Here is a 22,393-nt window from a genome sequence, read left to right on the forward strand (position 1 = left end):
CGGGGCGGTGTACCCCGAGGAAGCTGACTCACGCCCATGCCCCGTGCGTTGCGGGTAGTTCCTGCGCTCTTGGTAGCCCTGGCCACCGCATTGGCCGGCTGCTCTGGCGAACCCGCTTCCCGCACCCCGCAGGCGCGCGCCGGCTGCATCACCGACTTCGATCCGGCCGCCGACTACTTTCCCGACAAGTCGACGCTGACCGAGGCCACCAACTTCGTCCTCGAGTACCACGGCAGCTACCAGGTCCTGACCGTCAAACGGCCCTACCTCGGCGGCAAGCCGGTGTCCTATGTGCTGGTGCGTTGTGGTGCGCCCGCACCGGCACTGAGCGGCGAGCTGGCCCACGCCCAACAGATCACCGTCCCGGTACGCAGCCTCTACTCGGGCTCGACGACGCACCTGGCGATGATCACCGAACTCGGGCAAGCCGGCGTGGTCACCGGAGTGGCGAGCCCGGCCGCCGTCGCCGATCCGCAGATTCGCGCCCGCATCGAGACCGGTGCGATCGTCGGGTACGCCCCCGGCGGGCAGCTCAACGTCGAGCGGGTGCTCAGCGCCGGCCCCGACCTGCTGGTCACCGAAGGTATCGACGATCCCGGCTATCCCAAGCTGCGCGAGGCCGGTCTGCCCGTACTGGCCGACGCCGAATGGCTGGAATCCACTCCCCTGGGCCGGGCCGAGTGGATCAAGGTGTTCGCCGCGCTGACCGGGACCGAACGTCAGGCCGCGCAGACCTACCAGGACATCCGCAACCGTTACCGTGCCCTGGCCGCTCAAGCCGCTGAGGCGAAGCCCGCCGAGGTTCTGGTCGGCACCATGTATTCGGGCAGCTGGTCGATGCCCACCGGCGACAGCTACTCGGGGCGTCTGGTCGCCGACGCCGGAGGCACCTACCCCTGGCTGTCGGACACCGGCGCCGAAAACCGGCAACTGAACTTCGAGTCGGTGTACGCCAGTGCCGGCACCGCGCCGGTATGGCTGGTCACCGACGACTGGCAGACCCTGGGCGACGCGGTGGCCCGCGACAGCCGCTACGGCGAGCTGACCGCACTGCGGATCGGCCACGTGTGGTCGGCGACCAAGGCAATGACCCCCGGGGGCGGCAACCTCTACTGGGAACGCGGCACCGCGCGCCCGGATCTGCTGCTCGGCGACCTGGTCGCGATCCTGCATCCCGCGCTGGCCGCCAACCATGCGTTCGAGTTCTACCGGCGGGTGCCGCGATGAAGCCACGTATCGCCCTGGTACTGACCGCGCTGAGCGCTGCGGTGGTTCTGCTGGCCGTGCTGGGGTTGGTGCTCGGGCCGGTGCGGGTGCCGGTGCTCGACACCGTGCAGGTGCTGTTCGGCGCCGAGCCCTCCGACCCGCGCTGGCAGGTGATCGTGTGGAACATGCGGTTGCCGCGGGTGCTCACCGCGCTGGCCGCCGGGTCCGCGCTCGGGGTCGCCGGACTGCAGCTGCAAACCCTGTTCCGCAACACCCTCGCCGACCCCTACATCCTGGGCGTGAGTTCCGGGGCCAGCCTCGGCGTCGCGGTGGTGGTGCTGCTCGGTGGCGCGGCAGGCGGCGGATTCACCACCGCGGTGGCCGGAGCCAGCCGCGCCGCGGAGGTGATCGCGGCGGCCCTGGGGGCGGCGGCGATGCTCACGCTGGTGCTGGTCTTGTCGCGGTGGACCCGCTCGGCCGCGACGCTGCTGCTGATCGGGGTGATGATCGGTGCGGCCAGCACCGCTCTGGTGAGCCTGGCGATGGTGTACTCCGATCCGCAGCGGGTGCAGCAGTACCTGCTGTGGGGCCTGGGCAGTTTCGCCGGTACCGGCTGGGCCGATCTGGAACTGCTGCTGCCGCTGGTGGCGGTCGGGCTACTGACCGCGGCGCTGACGATCCGCCCGCTCAACGCCCTGCTGCTCGGTGAGAGTTACGCGGCGACGATGGGCATCAACGTGCACCGGGCCCGGGTGGTCACGGTCATCTCGGCGTCGCTGCTGGCGGGTGTCACGACCGCGTTCTGCGGACCGATCGCGTTCCTCGGCCTGGTGGTGCCGCACATCGCCCGCATCGTGGTCGGCACCTCCGACCATCGCGTGGTGGTCCCGGCGGTGATGCTGCTGGGCGCGGTCGCGGCGCTGGGCTGCGGCATCGTCAGCCAGGTGCCCGGCAGCGACCTGGTCATCCCGATCAACGCGGTCACCGCGCTGGTCGGGGCGCCGGTGGTGATCGCCGTGCTGTTGCGGGCCCGTCGCGGATCGGGGTTGCCGTCATGACGCCGGCGGTTACGGATGAGAGCCGAAGCTGGGACCGCCGTATGGCACCGGCGGCCGTAGAACTCGCCGGCCTGGTCATCGGCTATCGCAGCCGGCGCCGGTCGACCACGGTGGCGACCGGACTGGCCGCCCAGGCCCGCCGGGGCGAACTGACCGTGCTGATCGGGCCCAACGGCGCCGGTAAGTCCACCCTGATCCGCACACTGGCCGGGTTGCAGCCCGCGCTCGGCGGACGTGTCCTGCTGGACGGCACCGACCTGACCGCACTGCCCCGAGACGAGCTGGCCCGCCGGGTCGCGGTGGTGCTGACCGAGCGCGTCGATCCGGGCCTGCTGTCGGCGCGGGAGCTCGTCGGGCTGGGCCGCATCCCACACCTGGGTTTGGGTGGCCGGCTGCGCCCGGCCGACGAGGAGATCATCGACTGGGCGCTGGCGGCGACCGGCGCCCAGCATCTGGCGTCACGGCCGGCCACCGAACTGTCCGACGGCGAATGCCAACGGGTCCTGACCGCCCGGGCGCTGGCCCAGCAGCCGGGCCTGCTGATCCTTGACGAGCCGACCGCGTTCCTGGATGTGTCCTCGCGGGCAGCACTGTTCGGGCTGCTGCGCGAGCTCGCCCGCGACCAGCAGTTGGCGGTGGTGTTGAGCACCCACGATCTGGAATTGGCGCTGCGGGTGGCCGACCGGGTGTGGCTGATGGATCCAGCGGGGACGTTGGTGGATACGGTCGGCGAAGAGCTGATGGTGTCCGGGCGCATCGGGGAGATGTTCGGCAACGACACCCTGCGCTTCGACCCGGCCAGCGGCATGTTCACCTTCGTCGGGGACGCCAACGAGCGCACCGCCCGGGTCGACGCCGAGGAGCCGTTGCGCTCGGCACTGACCCGGGTGCTGTCCCGGGAGGGCTGGGGGCTCGGCGATTCCGCCGAAATCGTGCTCACGGCAACCGATCCGGCCGCCGTCATGCTGCGTTCCACTTCCGGCAATCAGGTCATGGCGCTACGCGACCTACCGCAGCGACTGCGTGCCCTGCCGGCGACCACCCACCGCTGCGCCTCTCAGGACCAGACGATCGCGGCGCTGGCCGAGTTATCGACTGTCAGCTCCTATTTCGCGGTCTCCACCGGGGTGGCGGACGACGCCGACTGGCATCCGGTGACACAGCTGTACACCGACCCCGATCTGCTCGCGGACGCTATCGCCGGAGTGCAGGACCGTATCGGAGCAGCGGATCTTCGTGTGGCGGTGTCCACCTTCTACCTCGGATTCGCGGCACGACTGTGGTCGGTCGGGCTGGGCGGCCTGGCCGAGCACCGACTCTTGATCGATCTGGATCCCGATCAGCTCTGGTACACCGATTCGGGCGGGCCGGTCCGGCTGCATCTGCCGAATCCGATGGCCTGGCAGGGGTCTTCGGCCAGCGACGACTTGGAGCCGGCGCTGGCCGAGATGATCCTGACCGGCCACCTGGAACCGTTGGCCGCCGCGGTACGCCGGCTCGGCCCGATATCGGAAGGGCTGCTGCGCGGCAATATCGCCTCCGCAGCTTTGGGTGCCGCCCGTGCCCTGCGCTGGCACCACGGCGGAGACCTTGCGGACCAGCCAAGCTGGGATCTCGCACGCACCATGTGCGATGACGAGCGGCTCTCTGGCGCAGTGTCTTTCAGCGATTCCGGGACCGAGTACCGCCGAGCCAGCTGCTGCCTGTTCTACCGCACGCCCGGCGGCGGACTGTGCGGTGACTGCGCACTGACCCACAAGCCCCAGGTTCGCCTGAACCCATGAAGGAAGGGATTCCCATGACCGAGAACACCGGAACCGTCGTCGCCGATCCCCCGATCGTCGACACCGAAGACCGCGGCCGCGAACAACGCTGGCCGCTGCCGACCGATCAGCAGAGCCTGCTGGACCTGCTGCACCTGTGCTTCGACGAGTACTGGGACGAGATCTGGTTCGGCATCATCATGGAGGGCGCGGCCTGGGAGGTGGCCGCCCCCAACGCGCCACGCAAGATCTCCATGCTCGACGGCTACGCCACCATCGATTTCGGCCGCTGGCACTTCCACCTGTGCATCGGCAAGCACCGGGCCAGCGGCTCGGAGCTGGGACGCATTCGCCGCTGCACGCGGGCCGAGCTGTACCGCCGAATCGGCAAGGACGGCAACCCGCAGTCGTGGGGCGTGCGCCTGTTCAACGGGCGTGACGAGCAGATGATGACGGTGATGCTGCCGAACCCGTTCCTCACCAACGACCAGCAGATGCGCGACGAGCCCGAGTGGGGCCAGCTGGAGTTGTGGGACAAGTTGCGCGACAAGTACCTCGGCCTGGGGCCGGACCCGCTGGACCGCGGCGGGAATCGGATCCGCTGCGGCGGTTAGGTGGTGTTGATCAAGTTCGATCTTGATCTTGATCATGGTGACGGACGCATCGGCCTGCTGCTGCACGTCGTCGAGCATCGGTGAGCTGTCCGTGGCCGTGAGCGTCCGGACGCCGTCGGCACCAGCCGAACCATCGCAGTCCACCCACAGTTCGGGACCTCACTGTGCGGCACCGCTCATCAGCAACCCTGGCTGTGAGAGTCGCCCGCGCTGACGGCGTTCCACGCCTCCCGAGTTAGCAGGTACTTCCGGAACGACGACCCGCCGTAGGAGACCTCGCCGTCGGGGACGAACCCGAGCCGAGCGACCGCGCGGGTCGGGCTCCTCGAGAAGGGGAGAGCGATGGTGACCACGTCGATGCCGAGCACGGAGAAGCCCCGGTCCAGAGCCGCCCGGGCAATCCCGGCACCCGCGCCCCAGTGCTCGGGCAGCAGCACCAACGCGAAGTCGGCCTCGCCATCTTCCTTCTGGAAGCCGCCCCAGCCGGCGAACCGGCCGTCCACCAGCACGGCCCACGGCCCGTAGCCGTGCAACTCCCACTGGGCGTCCTTCTCCTGCACCCAGGCGGCGGCGGACTCGTCACTGAAGGTTCCGGCCAGCGGCATATGCCGGGCGTTCCGCGGCTCGTTGAGCAGCGACAACACTTCCCAGAGCGGAACCTCAGTCAACCGGATGAAATCAATTCGGGCTGAGCGGGATGTCATCGGTCTGCATTGTGATTGGTGCGCGGCTGTGCACTCGCTGCGGTTGTCGACAACCGTCTCACGACCGGTTTCCAACGCGGGAGTGATGACCCATCAGATCGACACGACCCCAGGCACGGGATGGCGCGACGCTCCTTCACGCCTCACCATCTACCTCCCCGCGACACTGACCTAGATGAAGCAGCCTAAATCAACATGGCCGAGGTCCGGCCAGCCCGGCTAGTCCGGTTCGACCGGCCAGGTGTTGGGCATCATCGGGCTGACCGCACCACCGCCGAAACCATCGTCGGCCAGGGCGGTCAGCCCGCTCGGCCGCGCACTGGTCACCCGGTGGGTAGCACCGGCGAAGCCCTGCGATCCAGCGCCTCTACTCGAGGCGACCGCCCCGGCAAGTTCCATCGGATCCGGCTCCAAGTCCATGTACTCGTAGCCCCGGCCCAGCATGCCGACCTTGGCCTTACGCCGACGTCGCTGCGCGGCCTTCTGCTCCACCGGCTCCTCTGCGGGTGCCGCCGCGCTGGCCGGTTTCGACGCCGCCTTCTTGCGGGAGCTGGTACCCGAGCCCCGACGAGCGCCCATGTCCAGGCCACCGACCATGTACATGTAGGCCGGCATGGTGACCGACGGCGGTCCCGCCGGAGTCGGCGGCGGGGCGGCGGGCGGCGGTGGGGCAGCTGCTGCCGGTGCCGGTGCCGGGGCGGGCGCAGGAGCCGGGGCAGGCGCCGGTGCGGGAGCCGGTGCCGGGGGCTGGGCTAGGGCCAGTCCCGGCGGGGGCGCGGGAGGCGGCGGCACCGCAGCGGCTAACGCATGATGTGCCATCGCCCCGATACCCAGACCGCCGATCACTCCCGCCGATCCGAGCACGGTCGTGCCGGCCATCGTGGCGGCCAGCGCCGGCAGCAGCGCCGTCTGGGTGATCAGGTAGTTCATTGCCTGGATGGTGTTGCCGATCGTCGAGGTGACGATCTCGACCATCGCCAGCGGGACGACCAGGCCCAGGCCCTGAGGGTTGAACAGGGCCGTGTACATGATCGCGATCAGGTCGTCGATGATGACGATGCTGGTGAAGGCGAAGTAGGACCCCGGGTCCAGCGGCACCGAGAAGACGTAGGCCAGGCTCGCCGGGTTGAAAAAACTCAACGGGTTCCCCGTCCACGCCAGCCACGACCCGGGCACCCCGGGCGGTGGCAGTAACGATGACCCGCCTTGCAGGCCGGCGAAGAACTCAGCCAGCGGGTCCGCGAAGCCGGTGAAGCCGATCTTGGTGAAGAACTCCTGCCACTCGACATACGCCGGATACTGACTGACATCGGGATAGGGCGGATGCGGGACCAGGCTTTCGAGCCATTTGGCGAAGTCCAGAAACCACTGCGGTGGCGCCGGCGCGGTGTCCGCCGCACTGCCGGGTGTCTTGAGCACCACTGGCGCCGGTTCGGTCTGAGCTGTCGCCGCGGTCGCCACCGCTGCGCCGGCCACCGCCTGATAGGCGGTCATCACGGCGGCGGCCTGCGCCCACATCCGTGCGTAGTCGGCCTCGTTCAACGCGATCGGAATCGTGTTGACGCCGAAGAAGTTTGTGCCCACCAGCACCGCGTGCGTGACGTGGTTGGCGACCAACTCGGCCATGGTCGGCATCGCCGCCAACGCGGCGGTGTACCCCGCGGCAGCCGTCTCCTGCTGAGCCGCCGTGGCGGCGCTGTTGGCGACGGCGCGCAGCAGCCAGGCCAGATACGGCGCGTGGGCGGTCACGAACGCCTCGGCGGACGGCCCCTGCCACGACCCGGCCTGCACTGCGCCCAGCACCGCCGTCAGATCGTCGGCGATCGCGGCATATTCAGTGCTCAGCGCGCTCCACGCGGCGGCCGATGACAGCAAGGGACCGGCACCCGGGCCGGCCGACAGTGACGTCGAATGTACTTCTGGCGGAGAGGCCATCCAGATCGGCGCAGTCATCGCAGACCACCGGATGCCACCCGAAAAGGGCGCAACATGGGAGTTTGTCAGCTCTCTCGGGGTACACCGCCCCGGGTCGCAGGATGCGACGATGTGAGTGTCCTGACTCTCGGATCAACGCTCGCCTCGCCTTCCAGCTCCGTCAGAGCCGTGGCAGTTGAGGGTCGCTCCCCGATCACAGTGGCGGGACCGTGCCGGATTCACACCGGCTTCCTGCACCATCGTTGCCGTACCGGTGCATTATCGCACGCTGCGACGCGTAGCGCCCCTAAAGCGCAACTACACGCTGGCGCGGCCGGGGCCGTGCACGGCTTCGGCGACCGCATCGGCCAGCGGTTCGATGTCGGCCGGGGCCAACTCGGCGATGGTGATCCGCAGGCCCGGGGCGGCCCGGATCCGGAACCGCGCGCCCGGCGCCGCGGCCCAGCCCGCGGCGAACAACGCCGTCATCGCCACCGCCTCGTCGGGTACCGGGATCCACACGTTGAGCCCGGATCGGCCGTGCGCGAGCACGCCCCGGTCGGCCAGTGCCGTGCACAGCCCGTCGCGGGCCGCACGGTAAGCGGCTTCGGCGTCGGTCACCCGCTGCGTCGCCGCGGCGTCGCGCCACAGTTCGACCGACAGGTTCTGCAGCAGGTGACTGACCCAGCCCGGCCCCAGCCGCTGGCGACCCTGCACCCGTTCGACGGTGCGCGGGTCACCGGCCAATACCGCCAGCCGCAGATCCGGGCCATACGCCTTGGCCACCGACCGAATGAACGCCCAGTGCCGGGTCACCCCTGCCAGCGAGTGCAGCGGCACCCCGGCGATGGCCGCACCGTGGTCGTCTTCGACCAGCAGCACCTCCGAATCGGCCAGCAATGCCCATAGCGCATTCGCACGATCCGCGGAAACCGCGGCGCCGGTGGGGTTCTGAGCACGGCTGGTCACCACCACAGCGCGCACTCCGCGCCCCAGCGCGCGAGCCAATTCGGCAGGCAGCGGACCGTCGTCGTCGACCGCGACCGGCTCCGGAGTGAGGCCCAGCGCACCGAGTAGGTCGAGCAGGTTGGGCCACCCCGGATCTTCGACGGCCACCCGGTCGCCGGGACGCAGGTGGGCGCAGAGCACCCGCTCGATTCCGTCCAGCGCTCCGGAGGTGACCGCCAGGTGATCGGCCGGCACACCGTCGGCGGCCAGTTCGGCCGCGGCATGCTCGGCCAGCGCCGGCGTGATCGGCGGGTTCCCGTAGAGCACAACGGGTCCCGGAGCTGCGGCGATTACGGGCAGCAGCGCCGGATTGGGGTTTCCCGTGGATAGGTCTCGCACGCCTGGGGGCACCGCCAGCCCGCGCAGCGACCGCGGTGTGGTCGCCGGCCGATCGCGCACCCTGGTACCTCGCCGTCCCGAGCTTTCGACAGCGCCGCGGTCGCGCAACAGCCGGTAGGCGGCAGCCACGGTGTTCGGATTCACCCCGAGTTGCTGGGCCAGCGCGCGAATCGGCGGCAGCGCGGCCCCCGGCGCCAACGCACCTTGCGCGATGCCCTCCTCAACGCTGGCCGCGATGGCCTCGGCACCCTCGCCGGCAATGCTGTATTGTACTGACACAACTCCAATATTGCACTAGTACATTAACGGAGGCAAGCTCGTGTCCTACGCACCGACGCCGCAGACCACCCCCACCCGGTATCGGGAACGGGCCCGCTACGACCGCGACACCGTGCACCACATCCTGGACGAGGCGCTGATCTGCCATCTGGGTTACGCCCGCGACGGCCATCCGGTGGTGCTGCCCACCACGCACGCCCGAGTCGACGAGACGCTGTATCTGCATGGCTCCACCGGCAGCGGCCCGGTGCTGGCCGCCGGCCCCACCGGGCTACCGGTCTGCGTCACCGCCACCCTGGTCGACGGGTTGGTGCTGGCCCGCTCGGCGCTACACCATTCGATGGCCTACCGCTCGGTGGTCGTCATCGGCGCCGCCCGCCTGGTCCAGGACGAGGCCGAGAAGCGGCTCGGGCTCGATGCGCTGCTCGATCACGTCGCACCCGGCCGGGCCGCCGATGCCCGGCCACCCAACCGCCGGGAGCTGGCGGCCACCGCGGTGCTGGCCCTCGACCTCGTGAAGGTGTCCGCCTCAGTGCGCGACGGCGGACCCAACGACGAACCCGAAGACATCGCGTTGCCGCACTGGGCGGGCGTGGTTCCGCTGCGGATGGTCGCCGGGTGCCCGGAGCCGGCCGCCGACCTCGACCCGGCCATCGCGCTGCCGCCCTACCTGGAGTCCTACCGCAGGCCGCGGTGAGTTAGCGCGGTGACCTACGTCGCCTGCCTGCCGTACTCCGGCATCCAGGTGCCCGGCGTCATCGGGGTGGTGGCACCGCCACCGAATGCGTCGGCGGCAAGGGCGGTGAGTCCGCTCGGCTCGACGGCGTCCGCGGCGTCTTCGGGGTCCATGTACTCATACCCGCGGCCGAGCATGTCGGCCTTCACACGTCGTCGCCGACGGGCCTTGGCCTTCTCCTCGGCGACGGCGGCCTCCGCCGGTGCCGCGGCGGCGTCGGGTTCGGGCGCTTTGCGTCGGCGCGCACTGGTGCCCGCGGCCCGGCGGGCCTGCTGGCTCGCGCCGGCGACCAGATACATGGCGGCCAGACTGTCCCCCGGGGCCAACGGCGGCGCGGGCGGCGGCGGTGGCGCCGGCGGCGCTGCGGGCGGCGCCGGTGCCAGAGCGGGTGCCGGTGCGGGAGCCGGGGCCGGCGCGGGGACCGGCGGCGTGGGAGCCACCGTCACCCCGGCGAAGGGCGGGGGCATGATCGGAACCAGCGGCACCGGAACGGCATGCAGCGCGGCCAGCCCGGACAACCCCGCCAGTCCGGCCAACGGTGCCGCGGCCAGTGGCGCCAGAGCGGCAGTCAGCATCGGCAGCACCACCGGAATCAACACCAGAGCCTGCTCCAGCAGCGTCTTGAGCAGCGCGATCACGTCGGTGATGATCGTGCCGACCGCTTCCACCGCGGCGAACATCAGCGTGAAAGCAATGGTGCTGGGATTGCCGGACGCGAACGCCGCGGCGATGTCGGCGCCGATGAATGCGAACGTCTGCGACAGGTAGGCAGCGAACGATCCGAAGTCCATCGGATAACCGATCGCGAACGCGAGGTTGTAGGGACTCAGAAAGCTCAGCGGGTTGCCCAGGACCGGCAGCCAGGGATCGAACCCGCCGAACATCGACTGGAAGAAGGGGTTGCTCGCCAGCTGGTCGATCATCGGCTGCAGCACTTTGTTGTAGAAGTCGGTGTAGCCGCTGTTCTGCAGCCACTCCATGATCTCGTTCTGCCGATCCGGCGGGAGCTGCGGCTGGCTGGCGTCGGCGGACTGGGCCTTGGCGATCTGCGGCGCCGCAGAGGTCTGCGGGCTCGACGCCACCGCGCTGCCCGCGACGGCCTGATATGTGGTCATCACCGTGGCGGCCTGCAACCACATCCGGCCGTAGTCGGCCTCGTTGAGGGTGATCGGGATGGTGTTGACGCCGAAGAAGTTGGTGGCCACCAGCACCGCGTGGGTGGCGTGGTTGGCCGCCAGCTCGGCCAGGGTCGGCATTGCCGCCAACGCCGAGCTGTAGGCAGCGGCCGCGGTCTGCTGCTGGGCGGCCATCACCGCGCTGGTGATGCCGGCGTGCAGCAGCCAGGCCAGATACGGCACGTTCGCCGCCACATAGGCTTCGGCGCTCGGGCCCTGCCACGCCCCGGCCTGCACCGCACCCAGCAGCGCTGCCAGCTCGTCGGCGATCTCGGCGTACTCGGTGCTCAGCGTGCTCAACGCCGCCGCCGACGCCAGCAGCGGGCCTGCCCCAGGACCGGCCGACAGCAAGGTCGAGTGGACCTCGGGTGGAGACGCGATCCAGATCGGAGCGGTCACGGTCGTCAACTCTCTCGGGTTACCCGCCCCGAATCGGAGGTTGCAACGACGTGAGTTTCTGGCTCTCGGGCGAGTTCACTCCCCCGATCACAGTGGCGGGACCGCTCCGGATTCGCACCGGCTTCCTACATCGCCATCGCCTTACCGGCGAATTGTCGCACGCCAGGCGCCCTGAGCGCCGCCGAGTGTGAAATCTACGACGGATCCTCCGGCGTTTCCGTCGGCGGATTCACACTCGGCGGGGAACCTCAGTCCTTGGCGTCGATCGCGGCGTTCAGCGTCGGGCTGGGCCGCATCACCGCCGAGGTCAGGTCGTGGTCCGGCGCGTAATAACCACCGATGTCCACCGCGTTGCCCTGCACCACGGCCAGCTCACCCAGGATGACGTCCTCGTTCTTGGCCAGCGTGTTCGCCAGCCCCGCGAAGTGCTTGGCCAGCTCGGCGTCCTCGGTCTGCGCCGCGAGCTCATCCGCCCAGTGCTTGGCCAGGTAGAACTGGCTACCGCGGTTGTCGAGCTCGCCGGTCTTGCGCGACGGGCTCTGGTTGGCGTCCAGCAGCTTGCCGATCGCCGAGTCCAGCGTCTCGCCCAGGATCTTGGCGCGGACATTGCCGGTCTTGGCACCCAGGTCGTCGAAGCTGGCACCCAGCGCCAGGAATTCGCCGAGCGAGTCCCAGCGCAGGTGGTTCTCCTCCACCAGCTGCTTGACGTGCTTGGGGGCCGAACCGCCCGCACCCGTCTCGTACATGCCGCCGCCGGCCATCAGCGGCACGATCGACAGCATCTTGGCGCTGGTGCCCAGCTCCAGGATCGGGAACAGGTCGGTGAGGTAGTCGCGCAGGATGTTGCCGGTGGCGGCGATGGTGTCCTGACCGCGGATCAGCCGCTCCAGGGTGTACCGCATGGCCCACACCTGCGGCATGATCTGGATCTCCAGGCCTTCGGTGTCGTAATCCAACAGGTAGGCCTTGACCTTCTTGCGCAGCTCGGCCTCGTGCGGACGCTCGGTGTCGAGCCAGAACACCACCGTCATGCCCGACGCCCGGGCCCGCTGAACGGCCAGCTTCACCCAGTCCCTGATGGCGGCGTCGGTGACCGTGCACAGCCGCCAGATGTCACCGGCCTCCACGTTCTGGGTCAGCAGCACCTCACCGGTGGCCAGGTCCACAATGTCGGCGACGCCGGCCTCGGGGACCTCGAAGGTCTTGTCGTGGCTGCCGTACTCCTCGGCCTTCTGCGCCATCAGCCCGACGTTGGGGACGGTGCCCATGGTGGCCGGGTCGAACTGCCCGTGGGTCTTGCAGAAGTTGATGATCTCCTGGTAGATCCGGGCGAACGTCGACTCCGGGTTAACCGCCTTGGTGTCCTTGGTCCGTCCATCGGCGCCGTACATCTTGCCGCCGGCCCGGATCATCGCCGGCATCGAGGCGTCCACGATGACATCCGAGGGCGAGTGGAAGTTGGTGATCCCGTGCGCCGAATCCACCATCGCCAGCTCCGGACGGTGCTCCCGACAGGCGTGCAGGTCCTCGATGATCTCGTCGCGCTGGGAGGCCGGCAGCGTCTCGATCTTGCTGTACAGGTCGACCATGCCGTTGTTGACGTTGACGCCCAGGTCGTCGAAGAGCTTCTGGTGCTTGGCGAATGCGTCCTTGTAGAACACCTTGATGGCGTGGCCGAACACGATCGGGTGGCTGACCTTCATCATGGTCGCCTTGACGTGCAGGGAGAACATCACGCCGGTCTTGCGGGCGTCCTCCATCTGCTCCTCGTAGAACTCACGTAGCGCCGCCACGCTCATGAACATCGAGTCGATGACCGTGCCGTCCAGCAGCGACACCTTCTCCTTGAGCACAATCGTGTTGCCGCTCTTGGTCGTCAGCTGCATCTTGACGTCGCGGTCGCGGTCCAGCGTCATCGACTTCTCACCGTGGTAGAAGTCGCCGTGCTTCATGGTCGCCACGTGCGTGCGCGAGGCCTGTGACCACTCGCCCATGCTGTGCGGGTGCTTGCGCGCGTACTCCTTGACCGCCTTGGGCGCACGACGGTCCGAGTTACCTTCCCGCAGTACCGGATTCACCGCAGAGCCCAGGCACTTGGCATAGCGGTCGTGAACGTCTCGCTCCTGCTCAGACTTGGGGTCCTCGGGGTAGTCCGGCAGCTTGAAGCCCTTGCCCTGCAGCTCCTTGATGGCGGAGACCAGCTGCGGCACCGAAGCGCTGATGTTGGGGAGCTTGATGATCGTGGTGTCCGGCAGCTGGGTCAGCCGGCCGAGTTCGGCCAGGTTGTCCGGCACCCGCTGCTCGTCGGTCAGACAGTCAGGGAAGGCGGCCAGGATGCGGGCCGCAAGCGAGATGTCACTGGCTTGGACGTCGATACCCGCGGGCCCGGTGAAGGCCTGCACGATCGGCAGGAACGAGTACGTCGCCAACAGCGGCGCCTCGTCAGTCAGCGTGTAGATGATGGTCGGCTGGTCGGCGCACATGGCTGTTCTCCCGGCGTCAGGTTCTTAGGTGTTCGATTGTCCCGCGTTGTACACGGCGGCATCAGTATCGCGTACCGGTCCACGGCGTTCACCGCCGGTGAGCAGGTGGCGACAGCTATACGGGATGCGATAGGCTGCGTGACGGTCATGAGTGCCAGCGCGAAGCCCCGGCTTGCTGGCCGGCAACCCTCCAACCGCGGTGGGGTGCCCCGGGTGATGACCGGGTTGAGTAGCCATAATCGGCTACGCGGCAAGCGCGGGTCCGCCACAACGGGCCCCCCGAGTAGACAGGGGAACCTGATGCGTGCCTCCTTGCGCCCGCTCACCCGTTGCTGTTGTCGCTGAACCCAGGCCTAATCCGCTCGTCACCAGCGACAACAAACCCGAGGAAACCATTCAGCAATGACCGCCGACAACAACATCGACCCAAGTTCGCACTGGTCGTTCGAGACTAAGCAGGTCCACGCCGGGCAGGTTCCCGACGCGACCACCAATGCCCGCGCGTTGCCGATCTACCAGACCACCTCCTACACGTTCGACAACACCGATCACGCGGCCAAGCTGTTCGGGCTGGAGGTTCCGGGCAACATCTACACCCGGATCATGAACCCGACCAATGACGTCGTCGAGCAGCGGATCGCCGCACTCGAAGGCGGGGTCGCGGCGCTGCTGGTGGCCTCCGGGTCCGCCGCGGCGACCTTCGCGATCCTCAATCTCGCCGGCGCCGGCGACCACATCGTTTCCAGCCCGCGGCTCTACGGTGGCACGTACAACCTGTTCCACTACTCGCTGACCAAGCTGGGCATCGAAACCACCTTCGTCGAGGACCCCGATGACCTGGAGTCCTGGCGGGCGGCGGTGCGGCCGAACACCAAGGCCATCTTCGCCGAGACCATCTCGAACCCGAAGATCGACGTGCTCGACATTCCCGGCGTGGCGGGCGTGGCCCACGACAACGGGGTGCCGCTGATCGTCGACAACACCGTGGCGACCCCCTACCTGATCCAGCCACTGGCCCACGGCGCCGACATCGTGGTGCACTCGGCCACCAAGTACCTGGGTGGGCACGGCGCGGCGATCGCAGGCGTCATCGTCGACGGCGGGACCTTCGACTGGACGCAGGGCCGCCACCCGGGTTTCACCACTCCCGACCCGAGCTACCACGGGGTGGTCTTCGCCGACCTGGGAGCACCGGCGTTCGCACTCAAGGCCCGCGTGCAGCTGCTGCGTGACCTGGGTTCGGCGATCTCGCCGTTCAATGCCTTCCTGATCGCCCAGGGCCTGGAGACGTTGAGTCTGCGGGTCGAGCGGCACGTGGCCAACGCCCAGCGGGTTGCGGAGTTCCTGGAGGCCCGCGACGACGTGCTGAGCGTCAACTACGCCGGGCTGGCCAGCTCGCCGTGGCATGCCCGGGCGCAGCAGCTGGCACCGAAGGGTGTCGGCGGTGTGCTCTCGTTCGAGCTTGCCGGCGGCATCGAGGCCGGCCGGGCCTTCGTCGACGCACTGAAGCTGCACAGCCACGTCGCCAACATCGGTGACGTGCGTTCGCTGGTGATTCACCCGGCGTCGACGACGCACGGCCAGCTCAGTGCCGAAGAGCAGCTGGCCAGCGGTGTGACCCCGGGCCTGGTTCGGCTGGCGGTCGGCATCGAGGGCATCGCGGACATCCTGGCGGACCTGGAGCTCGGTTTCGCCGCGGCATCGACACAGCTCGGCGGCTCGTCGGCGCTGGCGGCCCGTTGAGGCGGTCCCCGGTGACAATCTCCGACGTGTCCAGGCAGCTATTGCCCGCCGAGGGAGAGACCGGCGTGGTCGCCATCGGGTCGCTGACGCTGCAGAGCGGCGCGGTGCTCGATGACGTGCACATCGCTGTGCAGCGCTGGGGCGAACTCTCGCCCGAGCGCGACAACGTCGTCATGGTGCTGCATGCACTGACCGGGGATTCCCACGTCACCGGGCCCGCCGGGCCGGGCCATCCCACTCCGGGCTGGTGGGACGGGGTGATCGGCCCCGGCGCTCCGATCGACACCGATCGCTGGTGCGCGGTGGCCACCAACGTGCTGGGCGGTTGCCGCGGGTCTACCGGTCCGGGATCCCTGGCCCGCAACGGGAAGCCTTGGGGCTCAAAGTTTCCCGCGATCACGATTCGCGACCAGGTGCAGGCCGACATCGCCGCGCTGGCCGCCCTGGGCGTCACCGAGGTGGCCGCCGTGCTGGGCGGTTCGATGGGTGGCGCCCGCGGACTGGAGTGGATGGTCGGCCACCCGGACCGGGTGGGCGCGGGCCTGCTGCTGGCTGTCGGCGCCCGGGCCACCGCCGACCAGATCGGCACGCAGAGCACCCAGATCGCGGCCATCAAGGCCGACCCGGACTGGCAGGGCGGCGACTACCACGGCACCGGCCGCAGTCCCGAGGCCGGCCTGGCGATCGCCCGGCGCATCGCGCACCTGACCTACCGCGGCGAGGCCGAGCTGGACCAGCGCTTCGGCAATGCCGCCCAGGACGGGGAGGACCCGGCCGACGGTGGGCGTTACGCGGTGCAGAGCTACTTGGAGCATCAGGGCGCCAAGCTGGTGTCGCGGTTCGACGCAGGCAGTTACGTGACCCTGAGCGACTCGCTGTCGAGCTACGACGTGGGCGCCGGACGCGGCGGCGTGGCCGCGGCGTTGCGTGGCTGCCCGGTCCCCGCGGTGGTCGCCGGGATCACCTCGGACCGGCTGTACCCGCTGCGGTTGCAGGCCGAGCTGGCCGAGCTGCTGCCCGGCTGCGACGGACTGCAGGTGCTCGACTCCGACTGCGGGCACGACGGCTTCCTGCTGGACACCGCCCGAGTCGGCGAGCTGATCCGCCAGACCCTGGACTTGGCGAGCTCGGCGCGGGACCGCCGGCGGTGAGCCCGTCCGAGCAGGGCCGCCGCGACCGTTCGCTGTCGTTCGGTTCGCAAGCCGCCGCCTACGAGCGGGGTCGTCCGTCCTACCCGCCGGAGGCCATCGACTGGCTGCTGCCGCCGGGCGCCCGCGATGTCCTTGACCTGGGCGCCGGCACCGGCAAACTCACCGCACGCCTGGTAGAACGCGGCCTGGACGTGGTGGCGGTGGACCCGATCGCCGAGATGCTCGAGGTCCTGGCGGCCGCCCTGCCCGGCACCCCGGCACTGCTCGGGTCGGCCGAGCAGATCCCGCTGCCGGACAACAGCGTCGACGCGGTGCTGGTGGCCCAGGCCTGGCATTGGTTCGACCCCGCCCGGGCCATCCCGGAGCTGGTGCGGGTGCTGCGCCCCGGCGGCCGGCTGGGGCTGGTGTGGAACACCCGCGATGAGCGGCTGGGCTGGGTCAAGGAACTCGGCAATATCATCGGCCGCGAAGATGCCCGCGACGTGGTCGACGCCGGGGTGAGCCTGCCCGCGCCCTTCGGTGACATCGAAAGCCACCACGTGGAGTGGACCAACTACCTGACGCCGCAGGCCCTGATCGATCTGGTCGCGTCCCGCAGCTACTGCATCACCTCACCGGACGCGGTACGCACCAAGACCCTGGACCAGGTCCGCAACCTACTGGCCACCCATCCGGCGTTGGTCGGGTCCACCGGGCTTGCGCTGCCCTACATCACGGTGTGCGCGCGCGCCACACTTTCGGATTCCTAACACCGGCAGGTGTTTATGCCCGCCGACATCGGGTATGCGGCTCCGGTCGGCCGGAACCGGGGGGCCCTACGGTTGGCATCCATCAAGGCCCCGGCTGCCCGAAGGGCCGATCCGCATGACTCACCGCCTGACTCCACATTTCGCTGATGTACAAGCCCATTACGACCTGTCCGATGATTTCTTTCGGCTCTTCCTGGATCCGACTCAGACCTACAGCTGCGCCTACTTCCGGCACTACGACTGGACGCTGGAGGAGGCTCAACTCGCCAAGATCGATCTTTCGCTCGGCAAGCTCGGCCTGCGCCCGGGTATGACGCTGCTCGACGTGGGCTGCGGCTGGGGCGCCACCATGCAGCGGGCGATCGAACAGTACGACGTCAACGTGGTCGGTCTGACGTTGAGCAAGCACCAGGCCATCCATGTGCAATCGATGTTCGCCGCGATGGACTCCCCGCGCAGCCGACGAGTGCTGTTGGCCGGGTGGGAGGAGTTCGACGAGCCGGTCGACCGGATCGTGTCCATCGGGGCGTTCGAGCACTTCGGCTACGACCGCTACGACGACTTCTTCGCGATGGCCCACCGGGCACTGCCCAGCGACGGGGTGATGATGCTGCACACCATTTGTGGCTTGTCCCCGCAACAGATAGTCGAATACGGCATGCAGCTGACGGCCGAACTGGCCGCCTTTCAGATCTTCCTCATGACCGAGATCTTCCCCGGCGGGCAGCTGCCGTCGGTGGCGCTGGTCAAGGAGCACGCCGTCAAAGCCGGATTCACGGTGAACCGCATCCAGTCACTGCAGCAGCACTACGCAATGACCCTCGACCACTGGGCGCAGGCATTGGAAGCGCACGAGTGTGAGGCCATCGCGCTTCAGTCCGAGGAGGTCTACGAGCGCTACATGCGTTACCTGACCGGCTGCGCCGAGGAATTCCGGGAGGGCCGCTTCGACGTCAACCAGTTCACGCTGGCCAAGTAACCGAAGCCAAAGCCGTTCCCGCGCCAGCGATTCCCCGCTACGCGCTGAACAGGTCGGTGAAGTCGTTGGCGATCGACTGGAAGGCGCTCATCACACTCATCAGCTCGAACCCGATGGCTGTGGGGATCAGCCCGGCGTCGGCCGCGATCGGCATTCCGATGGCGTTCGTCAGTGTGGTCAGCAGGTCGTCGCCGTTGCCGAATGCGTTGAAGAACATGCTGATGTCGTAGGCGGGCATGGTGGTCAGCAAGGCGTTGATGATGTCCGCGGTCGGCAGCAGCACCGAATACAGCGTGGCGGCCGCGCTCGAGAACGTGTTGACCACGTCGAGGAGACTGGGCAGCGAGAAGTCCATCCCCGAACCGAGCGCGTCCGCCGGGCTCCCCAGCGACAGGTGCCCGAGGTCGTAGATGAAGTCGTCGAATCCGTGCTGCGCTCCCTGCCACAGCGAGCTCAGCAACGTCATGACATCGATATCCGGCAGCACGCCGTAGGTGGTGAGCACATTGGCCGGACCCATGTCCCAGCCGCCATGGGTCAGTTCTCCGTCGACGTAGGTGTCGACGTTGCCGTAGCCCAGATCGACCAGGATCCGGGTGACGGGCTCCAGCAGGTCATAGAGCGGCTCGCCCAACACCGGGATGCCGAGCAACGGCTGCAGCAGCGGCAGGATCTCCGTCGGGATCATGTAGTAGTCGGTGTTGAGGGCGGCCGAGGCGCCGTCGGGCAGCGTCAGGGGCCCGTCGTAGTTGGTGGATCCCAGCAACAGCTGTGCGCTGTCGATGGAGTCCGGCCGGCTGTAGCCGGGGCCGTGGACCAGCGCGATTCCCAGCACGGCGTTGAGCACCGACAGGAAGTTCAGCGGATAGCGCGGAAAGTCGGCGAATCCGTCGTATTCGGCGATGTAGATGTCGGTCGCGTACGGGGTGTCGGGCGTCGCCCCGTAGAAGTCGATGCCCATCGACGGGATGTACAGCGGGACTTCGGGGACGGCGAAGCGCGACAACAGGCCGCCGTTGGGGAACATCTCATTGGCGATCAAGACGAACGACAGCTGGTCGGGGTCGGGGGCGTTGCCGGAGGCGAGCAGCTGATTCATCTCGATCGAGGAGAGAACGGCACTCTGCGAGACGCCGTAGACCACCAGGTTGTCGCCGGCCGCGATGTGATCGCGGATGGTCGAGTCGAGCATCCGCACACCCTGGTCGACCGAGGTGTCCAGCGGCAGGCTCTTGACGCCGGTGCCCGGGTACAGGCCTTCGGGGGTGAAGACGCCCTGCATGGTGTAGCCGTCGTACCCGAGGTGCGAAAGGTATTGATCGGCCCAGTGAAAGTCCCACGTCCCCGGGATGGGCGTGCCGCTGCCGCCCATGACCAGCGCGACGTTGTCGAGCAGCGCCACGTCGGCGACCACCGTGCGGGCCCCAGCGATCGAGGACGCCAAGGCCGGCGTCATGACCGGCGGGGCAACCACCGCCGCGGCGCTGGTCACGGCCACTGCCGCAACGCCCAGGGAGTGGAATGTGGGGTTGACCTTCATGGCGACCTCCGGCAGCGAACACGGGACTGCTAATTGCTCGCAGCACCTTAACGCCGACATGATGAAAACCTGAAGCAATTCTGAATAATTCAAACTTTCTACTGTAGAAACTTCCGCCGAACAGGCATTTTCTCCGGTCTAATGTCCATGATGCGACTTATGTTGATAGCCGTCCGCGCACTGAGAGGAAACGCCAAGGTTTGACCAGCGGGCCCCGGAGTGCCCGCGCCCACCGGCCTTACGCCGGCTTCACCTGTACGTCGACGATGGTGGCGCCGTGGTCGGCCGCGATGACCAACACCGAGGACCCCGGTCCCGACACCACGTGCCCGCCGATGACGTCCACCTGATAGCCGTTCGGGTACTGCAGAGCCGGCACCACGATTCGGGTCTGCGCGTCGGCGGCGAAGCTGCCCGAGCCGTCAGCCATCGCGGTGGAGTAGCTGAAGTGGAAGATCCCGCCCGCGAACGACCAGGCATTCGGCACGCCGGCGATCGTCTGCGGGTACGGCTCGGCCAGCGCTGCCAGCTTGGCGGCGTCGACGTTGTCGCCGACCGGCGGCAGATTCGTGTCGAAGACCAGCGCCTGGCCCTCCGGAGAGCTGCTGGCGACATCACCGCCGGTATAGGCCCACTCCAGCCAGCCGTACCGGAAGGGATTGGTGTGCGCCAGGGTATTGGCGATGACACTGACGTTGGCGGTGGCACCGAACTCGGTCATCAGCGCCGGAATGTTGTGTGAGTCGGCATATGTCGCGGCGTTGTTCAACAGGATGTCGAAGTTGAGCCCACAACCGAAGTCGATCTCGAGCACCGAATTCGCCAGGCAGTAGTTGTGGAACGCGAAGATCCCGTGTGGATCGTCCACGGCGCCCAACGACGTCGGTACCACCGTGTTGAACAGGAAAGTCGGTTCGAACAGCACCGGCGTGTTCGGGTCGACCGAGCGAATCGCCGCGGCCATCTGGTTGTAGAACGGAGTCAGGGTCTGGGCGTCGAACTGCGGGCTTCCCAGCACGCTCGACAGCCACGGCGAACCCGGCCACGGCTCGTTGATGATGCCGTAGCCGGCCACGCTGGCGTCGTCCTTGAAGTAGTCGGCGACGTATTGCCACGACCGCGCGTAGTGGTTGGCCAGACCGATCCCATCTTCGGCTTTGGCGTTGGACCAGAACGCATCCCAGGCATGAAGCTGCGCGGGGTTGAACAGGTAGGTGCCGATCTGACCCACGTCGGGGTTGGGCAGCCCACCGGTCAGCACCGCCCAGTCCGGCGCGCCGTCACCGCCGAAGCCCGCGCTGTAGAAATCTTGATGGAAGTCGAGAACGCTGTAGATGCCGTGGTCGGCCAGGGTTTGCACGGTCTGTTTGATCGCGGCGAGGTAGTCGGCGTCGAAGACACCCGGCTGCGGCTCCACTCCGGCCCAGAGCACTCCTACCCGAACGGCGTTGAAGCCGTTGGCGGCCAGGAACGCCGCGTCGTCGTCGCCGAACCCGTCGGCACCCGGGGTGTAGGGCGCGATCTTGTAGACCTGATTGACCCCGTGCAGGATCACCACCTTGCCGTCGCTGTCGGTGATCCAAGAGCCCGCGGTGGACAGGCCGGTGTAGGGGCCGCCGTCCGGGGCGCCGGCCAGGGTGCCGAAGTGCCCGACCGCGCCGTGGATGCCGAACATGCCGGCCGCTCCACCGGCACCGCCCAGCGCGGGCAAGCTTCCGGCACCGCTATAGACCCCGTTGCCGGCGTCGCCGCCGGCACCGCCGACGCCTATCAACCAGCCGCCGGCACCGCCGTCTCCGCCATTTCCGCCGAGTCCACCCTCGCCCCCGGCACCACCGGCACCGCCGTTGCCGAACATGCCGGCCGCTCCCCCGGCCCCGCCGCCACCGCCAGCGGTGTTGTCCCAGCCGGCACCGCCATCGCCGAACAGCCAGCCCCCGTCACCGCCGTCAGGGTGGGCCTCGGTTCCTGCCGTGCCGTCGGCGATCATCGCGCCCCAACCCAGTGCCCTGCTGAACTCGTTGAGCCCGTCCAGGATTGGAGTGGGTCCGGCGGCATGGATCCAGTTTTCGATGCCGGTGTGCAGCGGCGTGTAGATGAGCTGCTGCATCCACTCCGTCGCATCGGCTGCGCCCACGCTCGGCGCTCCGGCGATCCCGGTCAGGACATCGTTCCAGTGCGCCGGATCGAAGAACGCGTCCCAAGCCGCCAGGCTCGACAGCGCGGACCAGTCGACGGTGTGCGTTGCCGCGTCCACGAACGGGGCCATCGCCTGCTCCAGCACGTCGTCGAACACCTCGGCGCCCGCCGGGGCCGGCAATGCCACGCCGAACACCAAGGCCGAGCCCATTGCGGCGCCCAGCCCGACCACCCGACGATTGACCTTGCCGCTGCGACGTCGAGCCATCTGCCGTGGGCCTCTCTTCGTCCCCATAAAAACTGAGCGTTGCATGTGTGCTTAATGAATGATTCCAACAACCTAGCGGTCGGAGTGGCGGTTTCGGCTCAAAGTGCCGAAACCGCGGCATTGGCCAGGGCGAGACAGCGTCGTAG

The 22,393-nt window shown here is 68.4% G+C and carries 16 protein-coding genes and 3 riboswitches; of the genes, 9 read left to right on the top strand and 7 right to left on the bottom strand.

Features of this window, described 5'->3' with window-relative positions:
* Window positions 1-36: 36 nt before the first annotated feature.
* Genes ACJH5R_RS17325 through ACJH5R_RS17340 form a run of 4 tightly spaced genes read left to right on the top strand, consistent with a single transcriptional unit; the run spans window position 37 to window position 4,641 of the window.
* On the top strand, window positions 37-1,227 hold the full coding sequence (locus ACJH5R_RS17325) for an ABC transporter substrate-binding protein (RefSeq protein WP_406757960.1): 1,191 nt from the start codon (window positions 37-39) through the stop codon (window positions 1,225-1,227).
* Window positions 1,224-2,264 (top strand): FecCD family ABC transporter permease, encoded by a 1,041-nt coding sequence (locus ACJH5R_RS17330; protein WP_406757959.1) that lies wholly within the window; start codon window positions 1,224-1,226, stop codon window positions 2,262-2,264. Before ACJH5R_RS17325 ends, ACJH5R_RS17330 begins: the two co-directional genes overlap by 4 nt.
* Before the next feature lie 41 nt (window positions 2,265-2,305).
* The gene (locus tag ACJH5R_RS17335; RefSeq protein WP_406782462.1) at window positions 2,306-4,048 is read left to right on the top strand and encodes an ATP-binding cassette domain-containing protein; all 1,743 of its coding nucleotides are present in this window, start codon (window positions 2,306-2,308) and stop codon (window positions 4,046-4,048) included.
* Between the two features lie 14 nt (window positions 4,049-4,062).
* Complete coding sequence (locus ACJH5R_RS17340; RefSeq protein WP_406782463.1) at window positions 4,063-4,641, top strand: hypothetical protein; 579 nt, start codon at window positions 4,063-4,065, stop codon at window positions 4,639-4,641.
* Between the two features lie 179 nt (window positions 4,642-4,820).
* Here the strand turns inward: ACJH5R_RS17340 and ACJH5R_RS17345 are convergent, their stop codons facing one another.
* From ACJH5R_RS17345 to ACJH5R_RS17355, 3 genes are all read right to left on the bottom strand, one after another.
* Window positions 4,821-5,345 carry a GNAT family N-acetyltransferase gene (locus tag ACJH5R_RS17345; protein WP_406757956.1) on the bottom strand — a complete coding sequence of 175 codons (525 nt, stop codon included), beginning with the start codon at window positions 5,343-5,345 and terminating at the stop codon, window positions 4,821-4,823.
* A 219-nt stretch (window positions 5,346-5,564) separates the two neighbouring features.
* Entirely contained in the window at window positions 5,565-7,298 is a 1,734-nt protein-coding gene (locus ACJH5R_RS17350; RefSeq protein ID WP_406782464.1) for a PPE family protein, read from the bottom strand.
* A 74-nt stretch (window positions 7,299-7,372) separates the two neighbouring features.
* Window positions 7,373-7,556, bottom strand: a riboswitch (cobalamin riboswitch).
* Between the two features lie 21 nt (window positions 7,557-7,577).
* Window positions 7,578-8,885 carry an aminotransferase class I/II-fold pyridoxal phosphate-dependent enzyme gene (locus ACJH5R_RS17355; protein ID WP_406757954.1) on the bottom strand — a complete coding sequence of 436 codons (1,308 nt, stop codon included), beginning with the start codon at window positions 8,883-8,885 and terminating at the stop codon, window positions 7,578-7,580.
* Between the two features lie 40 nt (window positions 8,886-8,925).
* Here ACJH5R_RS17355 and ACJH5R_RS17360 point away from each other — a divergent pair, with 40 nt between their 5' ends.
* The gene (locus tag ACJH5R_RS17360) at window positions 8,926-9,582 is read left to right on the top strand and encodes a pyridoxamine 5'-phosphate oxidase family protein (protein ID WP_406757953.1); all 657 of its coding nucleotides are present in this window, start codon (window positions 8,926-8,928) and stop codon (window positions 9,580-9,582) included.
* 14 nt (window positions 9,583-9,596) lie between these two features.
* On the opposite strand, the gene ACJH5R_RS17365 is transcribed toward ACJH5R_RS17360, so the two are convergent.
* Together ACJH5R_RS17365 and ACJH5R_RS17370 are read right to left on the bottom strand one after the other, a co-directional pair.
* On the bottom strand, window positions 9,597-11,195 hold the full coding sequence (locus tag ACJH5R_RS17365) for a PPE domain-containing protein (protein WP_406782465.1): 1,599 nt from the start codon (window positions 11,193-11,195) through the stop codon (window positions 9,597-9,599).
* A 31-nt stretch (window positions 11,196-11,226) separates the two neighbouring features.
* Window positions 11,227-11,375: riboswitch (cobalamin riboswitch) on the bottom strand.
* A gap of 68 nt (window positions 11,376-11,443) precedes the next feature.
* Entirely contained in the window at window positions 11,444-13,678 is a 2,235-nt protein-coding gene (locus ACJH5R_RS17370; RefSeq protein ID WP_406782466.1) for an NADP-dependent isocitrate dehydrogenase, read from the bottom strand.
* Between the two features lie 143 nt (window positions 13,679-13,821).
* A riboswitch (SAM riboswitch) is annotated at window positions 13,822-13,941 on the top strand.
* 139 nt (window positions 13,942-14,080) lie between these two features.
* Here ACJH5R_RS17370 and ACJH5R_RS17375 point away from each other — a divergent pair.
* The 4 genes from ACJH5R_RS17375 (at window position 14,081) to ACJH5R_RS17390 (ending at window position 18,300) form a co-directional block, all read left to right on the top strand.
* Window positions 14,081-15,421 carry a bifunctional o-acetylhomoserine/o-acetylserine sulfhydrylase gene (locus ACJH5R_RS17375; RefSeq protein ID WP_406782467.1) on the top strand — a complete coding sequence of 447 codons (1,341 nt, stop codon included), beginning with the start codon at window positions 14,081-14,083 and terminating at the stop codon, window positions 15,419-15,421.
* A gap of 11 nt (window positions 15,422-15,432) precedes the next feature.
* Window positions 15,433-16,572, top strand: coding sequence for a homoserine O-acetyltransferase (locus tag ACJH5R_RS17380; protein ID WP_406757949.1), 1,140 nt, complete (start codon window positions 15,433-15,435; stop codon window positions 16,570-16,572).
* A complete protein-coding gene (locus ACJH5R_RS17385) occupies window positions 16,569-17,321 on the top strand; it encodes a class I SAM-dependent methyltransferase (RefSeq protein ID WP_406757948.1) in 753 nt (250 codons plus the stop codon). The genes ACJH5R_RS17380 and ACJH5R_RS17385 overlap by 4 nt, the downstream gene beginning before the upstream one ends.
* Window positions 17,322-17,436: 115 nt before the next feature.
* Window positions 17,437-18,300 (top strand): cyclopropane mycolic acid synthase family methyltransferase, encoded by an 864-nt coding sequence (locus tag ACJH5R_RS17390; RefSeq protein WP_406782468.1) that lies wholly within the window; start codon window positions 17,437-17,439, stop codon window positions 18,298-18,300.
* Window positions 18,301-18,337: 37 nt separating this feature from the next.
* On the opposite strand, the gene ACJH5R_RS17395 is transcribed toward ACJH5R_RS17390, so the two are convergent.
* Window positions 18,338-19,840 (bottom strand): PE-PPE domain-containing protein, encoded by a 1,503-nt coding sequence (locus tag ACJH5R_RS17395; RefSeq protein ID WP_406757946.1) that lies wholly within the window; start codon window positions 19,838-19,840, stop codon window positions 18,338-18,340.
* A gap of 238 nt (window positions 19,841-20,078) precedes the next feature.
* On the bottom strand, window positions 20,079-22,247 hold the full coding sequence (locus ACJH5R_RS17400) for a cellulase family glycosylhydrolase (RefSeq protein ID WP_406757945.1): 2,169 nt from the start codon (window positions 22,245-22,247) through the stop codon (window positions 20,079-20,081).
* Between the last annotated feature and the right edge of the window lie 146 nt (window positions 22,248-22,393).

It is taken from the genome of Mycobacterium sp. SMC-19 (assembly GCF_045310815.1).
Taxonomy (GTDB): Bacteria; Actinomycetota; Actinomycetes; order Mycobacteriales; family Mycobacteriaceae; genus Mycobacterium.

Coding starts and splice junctions, on each gene's coding strand:
- ACJH5R_RS17325 (WP_406757960.1), top strand. CDS start 37: ATGCCCCGTGCGTTGCGGGTAGTTCCTGCGCTCTTGGTAGCCCTGGCC.
- ACJH5R_RS17330 (WP_406757959.1), top strand. CDS start 1,224: ATGAAGCCACGTATCGCCCTGGTACTGACCGCGCTGAGCGCTGCGGTG.
- ACJH5R_RS17335 (WP_406782462.1), top strand. CDS start 2,306: ATGGCACCGGCGGCCGTAGAACTCGCCGGCCTGGTCATCGGCTATCGC.
- ACJH5R_RS17340 (WP_406782463.1), top strand. CDS start 4,063: ATGACCGAGAACACCGGAACCGTCGTCGCCGATCCCCCGATCGTCGAC.
- ACJH5R_RS17345 (WP_406757956.1), bottom strand. CDS start 5,345: ATGACATCCCGCTCAGCCCGAATTGATTTCATCCGGTTGACTGAGGTT.
- ACJH5R_RS17350 (WP_406782464.1), bottom strand. CDS start 7,298: ATGACTGCGCCGATCTGGATGGCCTCTCCGCCAGAAGTACATTCGACG.
- ACJH5R_RS17370 (WP_406782466.1), bottom strand. CDS start 13,678: ATGTGCGCCGACCAGCCGACCATCATCTACACGCTGACTGACGAGGCG.
- ACJH5R_RS17375 (WP_406782467.1), top strand. CDS start 14,081: ATGACCGCCGACAACAACATCGACCCAAGTTCGCACTGGTCGTTCGAG.
- ACJH5R_RS17390 (WP_406782468.1), top strand. CDS start 17,437: ATGACTCACCGCCTGACTCCACATTTCGCTGATGTACAAGCCCATTAC.
- ACJH5R_RS17395 (WP_406757946.1), bottom strand. CDS start 19,840: ATGAAGGTCAACCCCACATTCCACTCCCTGGGCGTTGCGGCAGTGGCC.
- ACJH5R_RS17400 (WP_406757945.1), bottom strand. CDS start 22,247: ATGGCTCGACGTCGCAGCGGCAAGGTCAATCGTCGGGTGGTCGGGCTG.